Here is a 6,046-nt window from a genome sequence, read left to right as displayed (position 1 = left end):
CATTCAAGCCCAGGATCAGGAACAGGCCTTCCCTTGGAACCATCCACCTGAGAGGGATAGCAACGTATCCGAAGGCATGCAGTCGGTTGATCTATACCGGAACAGCGAGACAAAAAGCCCTGCCTATGTTCACCCACAACAACCGCTGAATTTTACCTTTAAGGATCGGGAGTATCAGCCACAAGGCAATGGCTCGGTATTTTTCCAGATTGGTGCTTTTAAAGAAGAAACTGCTGCTGTCCCCATTGATAGCAAACGCCACTTTACCTTCCAGAGAAACCGAGCAGAGGATCAACCGATTATCCTGCCGTGGGGCTTTGGCCAGAAAGCCAGGGATGAAACGGTAACCGGCAACTATGACGGCGAGACAGACCCGGAGGTGATTGAAAAGCCAAAGCCGGAACAGCCAGAGATCAAGGAGAGTTATCTGCTTATGAGCATCATTACCACCGTCGTACTGCCATCCCGGACACCGCTGGAACTGCCATCAATGGAAATCAGCCTGAATATTGATAGCTTCTCATGGAGCTTTACCGGTCAGCTGTGGGGTGCTTCCAATATTGCACTGGTGGAACCGGACGAGAACGGTCCGAAGCAAATAGAGGTCGATATAAACGGCTGGAAATGGATCTTCATTATTGAACGTTACAGCACTTACCGGCGTTTTGGAGATGAACGCTACACCTTGCATGCCAGCAGCTGAACCCAACTGCTTGCAGCGCCTTATGCGCCACAACGAAGCAAGAGCAACAGCGCCAACCTAAACGCCAAACAGGCCATTAACGAAGAACTGGCCCCTTTTTTTGAAGAGAGCGGCTTTACCGCTACCTATCCCGATCTGAACGACTACAGTACACCGGATTGGATTATGCCCGGAGGCTCATTTAGCTATCAGAACCAGACCGCTATGCAGGTGGTGGCCAAAGTCGCAACCACAGCAGGATCAGTGATTATCCCAAGCCGTGATAATGACCAGGTGAGCATTCAGCCCCGATACCCGGCCAGCCCTTGGCACTGGGATACCGCCACAATGGATAAGATCGTTCCGGCCAGTATGGTGATCAGTTTGAGCGCCAACTGGCGACCGGAGCAGGCTTACAATGCGGTCTATGTTTCCGGGACTAATGCTGGCGTGGCGGTCAATGTGAAGCGAACCGGAACCAATGGCGATAACCCGGCTCCCGATATTCTGGAAGACTGGCTCACGGAAATGCAGGTCAATACTGAGCGAGGCCGGAATGAGTTGGCTAAGGGGGGCAACCAGAGCATTACCACCATCGAACTACCATTGACTGATATCAACACAGCACCCGGTTTAATTGAGCCCGGTATGCTGGTCGAGGTTCAGGATACTGTTTTAGGAGAGAGCGGCAACTGGAAAGCCCTGTGTCTGGCCACCAGTATTAGTGCAAGTGGGGTAGGGACCGTTATTCAAACCATTGAATTGGAGAGGCACTACTAATGGCAACCACTAACATCTGGCAACAGTTCAAGGCGCTGATTCCTGAAGGCGTTCGCATCGTTGCCACCATTACCGCCAATAACGGCAACGGCACCAGTCAGGCAACGCTCCGGGATGGTTCGGTGATTACCGTCAAGGGCGAGTCAATTTCATCCGGACAGAGGGCATTTATTCAGGACGGGGAGATAAAAAGTACTGCGCCGAGCTTGGCGCAGTATGAGGTGGAGGTTTGAAATAATCAAGAATCGGTTCTCTGCGCAATTTTATTGCTCACTTTAGAAGGCAGCCCGATGGTTAGGCTTTATAGAGTTCAAGAAGCTTCTTGATAGAGTTCAAGAAGTTTCTTGCACTTTGTGTGGTTACAACTAGCAGCTTTGTCGAGAGCCGTTTGGCCATCTTTATCCTCCTTTTTGACCAGTGAGAGGTCAAAGTCCAGCAATGTCTGGATGGCCTCTTTTTTGCCATAACAAGCAGCTCTGTGGAGAGCCGTTTGGCCATCTTTATCCTTCTCTTTGGCCAGTGAGGGAACCATGGTTAGCAATTTCTGGATGGCCTCTGTTTTGTCCCTAAAAGCAGCTGTATGGAGAGCCGTTTGGCCAAGGCTATCCTTCTCTTTGGCCAGTGAGGGAACCATGGTCAGCAATGTCTGGATGGCCCCTGTTTGGCCATTAAGAGCAGCTGTGTGGAGAGCCGTTAGGCCATATGTATCCTTCTCATTGGCCTGTGAGGGGGCAATGGTCAGCAATGTCTGGATGGCCCCTGTTTGGCCATTACGAGCTACTGTGTGGAGAGCCGTTTCGTCAAATTTATCCTTCTCATTGGCCAGTGAGGGGGCAATGGTCAGCAATGTCTGGATGGCCCCTGTTTGGCCCCAAAAAGCAGCTTCGTGGAGAGCCGTTTTGCCATCGTTACCCTTCTCATTGGCCAGTGAGAGGTCAAAGTTAAGCAATGTCTGGATGGCCCCTGTTTGGCCATTACGAGCTGCTGTGTGGAGAGCCGTTTCGCCAGAGCTATCCTTCTCTTTGGCCAGTGAGGGAACCATGGTCAGCAATGTCTGGATGGCCCCTGTTTGGCCCCAATAAGCAGCATCGTGGAGAGCCGTTTTGCCATATGTATCCTTCTCATTGGCCAGTGAGGGGGCAATGGTCAGCAATTTCTGGATGGCCTCTGTGTTGCCAAGGAGGGCAGCAGAGTGTAAACCCTGAATGAACTTGGATCGGTTAATGCCCGACAATACTATGGCAATCTCTTCGTGGCCCTTGCGGCAAGCTAAGTCGAGAGCCGTCGCGCCATCGTTATTCTTGATATCAAATTTGAGATCAGATTTAAAGCACAGCAACTTTTCGACGGATTCTTTATGGCCGTTTTGAGCAGCGAAGTGAAGAGCCGTCCAGCCTTTGCTATCAGTGGCATTGATGTTAGCTCCAGCCCCGAGCAAGGCATCCAAGCATCTGGCGCTATTATTCTCAGCAGCAAAGTGCAAAGGTGTATGGCCATTCTGATTGGCGGTGTTAACATCCCACCTGTGAGTCAGAAGAAATAAATCGTTATAAGAATCATTTGATCTTTCCATAAAATCCGGCATAGATGCGGATATGCCACCGGAAATAGCATTCATGATCGTCGAGAAAGCTAATTTTATAATTCTCCATTTTTGCTGATCTCGACCTGCCCACTGATCAACCAGAGTACTCACGCATTGGTAAGCGTTGTTTTTAGAAGCAATATGCAGGGGGGTGTTACCGTCCTCAAGATAAATTGCGTTGCCCCTTTTTTTCCCGATATTTTCACCTACGTTGTATGCCAGGTTTGATGTAGCACTGCCTAATAATACCGAACCTGATAATACTGAAATAGATGCTATGATATGTGGGAAAGCTGAGAGATCCCACGAAGATAGCAGAGATCCAAAACCAACCATCGACATCACCGTCCCCATTGGAAATCCGGTAATATACATATTCGCAATTTCACCCACAATTTCACAAAGCGCAACAAACTTTGCACTGAAAGCTGCCGCTTCAACTGTGGTCAATCCAGCTATGGCCACTCCAACTCCTGTCGCCAATGTTGCTAATTGGGCACACAATTTTTTATGTTCATCCGCGTGATTTTGAATAGCACTCGACAAAGTCCGGAAGCACTCGGTGTAGTCCTGGCTATCAGTTTGCCCACTAGCTTCAGCTTCAGCTACCGCTCTTGCTGCAGCGGAAAGAGCAGAAGTGACGTCGCCTTCAGGTTTCAGTTCAAGTCCCAACTTAAGAGCTTCCAAGTTCCCCTTTTGACAGGCATCCTCTAACAATGGCTTTTCATTTCGACGCAAGGACATGCCCGGTCCACAAATACACTTATCCGCTTTTTTATGTCGTTTAAAAAAGTCGCGTATACATTCCAAGTGCCCAATTTGATGGACTTCGCACTCTGTTTTGACTACTGATCGCCCACCAAGTTGCCCGGTATGCACTTCTTCATGACAAATAGAACAATTAGAGAGGACATCATACCAGTTTCTACCGACACCATTCATCGATTTAGCCTAATTGAATGACCCAAAACTTCGAGTAGGACAAAAAATCAGCGGAGTAAGTTCACCAAAAAACAGAATTTTTAACAAGGAGATTGTCGTTAAAATCCAACAGTCAGCTACGGACCAACTTTCACCAGACAATCATCGTTTATCCGGTATGCAACGGATGGCAACCACTAACAACTGGCAACAGTTCAAGGTTCTGATTCCTGAAGGGGTGCGGAATGTCGCCACCATTACCGCCAACAATGGCAATGGCACCAGTCAGGCAGAGCTTCGGAATGGTTCGGTTATTACGGTTAAGGGGGAGGGTGTTAGTGTGGGGCAGAAGGTATTTATTCAGGATGGGGAAATAAAAGGTACTGCGCCGAATCTGGCGCGGTACGAAGTGGAGGTGTAAGACGATCAGATCAAGAATCAGGACCCGACCCTGGTTTTCGACCCTGGTTTTCGCTAGGGCATTCGGTTCTCAACTAAATCGGTACTCAGATTACCCGTGAAAGTGAAACTTCGGTACTAATTTTGCAGTTAAATATTCTGACTCTTGGGTGTCTGTTCAGTTTTGCAATTGCTGCATCAGCACAGTGGTCAGAGTTTTTCTGGACATAAATTATATTCCATTGGTTCACTTGTTTTTGTTCTGAAATTAATTTGTAAAGTTTAGGTGAGCAGCCGGCAGGCCATAAGTGTCCACTATTATCTAAAAATAAAGCTGAATGGTTCATACAAGGACTGTGAGATATTACAACATCCACTACCTTTGGGTTACAGTCATTATATTTTATTATTCTATCCCATGAACGGATAAAAATTTCCTCACAGTGGCCTCCCAAATCAGGCTGAGCTGTACTTTTTTCATAACCGGATTTTTTTAAAACAACTTTTGTAGCCTTTTCCCTTTTGTAGCCTAAAGATACTGTTGGTTGATGAATATAATTATATTGTTCGCTCCAGAAAACATCAGCAAATATATCATTATTATTAAATCTGACAATCAAGCCAATCTCTTTTTTAGCCTTGGAAGAATAGTGTTTTAATTTGGTTATACTTTTCTTGAACTTTTCGCTCAAAAAAACGCCATCAGTGGTCTCACCTGCAATATCGGGTGTATTGGTTATGGCCTGAATCTTCCTCCTGTGAAGCAAAGCAGAGCCCTTCCGGTCATGTAATACTTCTGTTGTTGCAGAATGGCTAGCCCCGTTATTTGCTTTATTGCTGTCGTCTGTACCCGAAGGCTCTTTTATCTGGTAGCGATATCCTAACGAAGAGGTATTGTTCATAACAACCTCCTTAAAACCATAGAGCCACTAATTTTTTCAAATTGTGAGCACCGATTTGAAATGACCTGTTTTCAACAGTTTCGGATGATCCGTTAAAGGTGACGAATTTGACCTCCATTCAACGTTTTAGTTTCATTGAGTTATTGCGGAAATTAGGATTATTGCCGTCTCAGAAACTTTCATCCTAATTTTTTGCAATCCCGGCTAACGTCGCTATTCTCGAACAGCCTCATGGCTCGCTGATAACTTACTGACAAATTTGCATTATCAGTAGGAGTTTTTGCCAATGGAGACAAATTTTCCTGCAAGATTACAGGTGGTACTGTTGATTGTTGCAAAGAGAAATCATCGGCTACCTGCTCGCCTGAAAGCTCATCCACCAAACATGATTTAAGGAAAAGAAAGCAGTCCATAACCTCTCACCGGACTGTTACAGTAACTGGGGCGGCCGAGAGGTTATCAAATACCGCTGAAACAACTCGTCCCTGTAAGGCAGAAGCGGGTTGCTTGCTGCGCTGCATCCTTACCGCTCAGGTCGTTGGTAAAACAAAAGCCGGAGTGGGCTCACTCTAAAAAGAGCCCAGAATAAGAAACGGAGCGAACCATGGATAAGCATATAACAAATCAGGATCTCAGCGGAAAACGGGTCAGGTCTTGATGGCGACAGGCGAAGCCTGAGAATGTGGGAGGTTCTGTGAACTGAAATCATTCGTTGAAATCCAGTGGGTTCGACTCCCACCCGGTAAAGATTAACCATCAGCCGGAAGCGAGTTTTGC

The 6,046-nt window shown here is 47.0% G+C and carries 6 protein-coding genes; 4 read left to right on the top strand and 2 right to left on the bottom strand.

Going from position 1 to position 6,046, the window contains the following annotated elements; genetic code table 11:
- From J7438_RS24365 to J7438_RS24355, 3 genes are all read left to right on the top strand, one after another.
- Nucleotides 1-703, top strand: a 703-nt coding sequence (locus J7438_RS24365) for a hypothetical protein (protein ID WP_209278651.1), incomplete at its 5' end; no start/stop codon positions are given.
- A gap of 165 nt (nt 704-868) precedes the next feature.
- Nucleotides 869-1,462 (top strand): hypothetical protein, encoded by a 594-nt coding sequence (locus J7438_RS24360; protein WP_209278650.1) that lies wholly within the window; start codon nt 869-871, stop codon nt 1,460-1,462.
- Entirely contained in the window at nt 1,462-1,695 is a 234-nt protein-coding gene (locus J7438_RS24355) for a hypothetical protein (RefSeq protein WP_209278649.1), read from the top strand. Before J7438_RS24360 ends, J7438_RS24355 begins: the two co-directional genes overlap by 1 nt.
- Before the next feature lie 77 nt (nt 1,696-1,772).
- Here J7438_RS24355 and J7438_RS24350 read toward each other — a convergent pair whose 3' ends face one another.
- Nucleotides 1,773-3,512: an ankyrin repeat domain-containing protein gene (locus tag J7438_RS24350; protein WP_209278648.1), complete on the bottom strand. Its 1,740-nt coding sequence runs from the start codon at nt 3,510-3,512 to the stop codon at nt 1,773-1,775.
- Nucleotides 3,513-4,155: 643 nt separating this feature from the next.
- On the opposite strand from J7438_RS24350, the gene J7438_RS24345 reads away from it, so the two are divergent.
- Nucleotides 4,156-4,389, top strand: a complete 234-nt coding sequence (locus J7438_RS24345; RefSeq protein ID WP_209278647.1) for a hypothetical protein — start codon at nt 4,156-4,158, stop codon at nt 4,387-4,389.
- A gap of 85 nt (nt 4,390-4,474) precedes the next feature.
- On the opposite strand, the gene J7438_RS24340 is transcribed toward J7438_RS24345, so the two are convergent.
- The gene (locus J7438_RS24340; RefSeq protein WP_209204711.1) at nt 4,475-5,269 is read right to left on the bottom strand and encodes a hypothetical protein; all 795 of its coding nucleotides are present in this window, start codon (nt 5,267-5,269) and stop codon (nt 4,475-4,477) included.
- Nucleotides 5,270-6,046: the final 777 nt, after the last annotated feature.

This window comes from Thalassotalea sp. G20_0 (genome assembly GCF_017744175.1).
In the GTDB taxonomy this organism is placed as follows: domain Bacteria; phylum Pseudomonadota; class Gammaproteobacteria; order Pseudomonadales; family Endozoicomonadaceae; genus Endozoicomonas.
This window is presented reverse-complemented; position numbering and strand designations above follow the sequence as displayed.

What these genes read in the sequence shown, in the direction of transcription:
- J7438_RS24355 (WP_209278649.1), top strand. Translation starts at nt 1,462, where the DNA reads ATGGCAACCACTAACATCTGGCAACAGTTCAAGGCGCTGATTCCTGAA.
- J7438_RS24340 (WP_209204711.1), bottom strand. Translation starts at nt 5,269, where the DNA reads ATGAACAATACCTCTTCGTTAGGATATCGCTACCAGATAAAAGAGCCT.
- J7438_RS24345 (WP_209278647.1), top strand. Translation starts at nt 4,156, where the DNA reads ATGGCAACCACTAACAACTGGCAACAGTTCAAGGTTCTGATTCCTGAA.
- J7438_RS24360 (WP_209278650.1), top strand. Translation starts at nt 869, where the DNA reads ATGCCCGGAGGCTCATTTAGCTATCAGAACCAGACCGCTATGCAGGTG.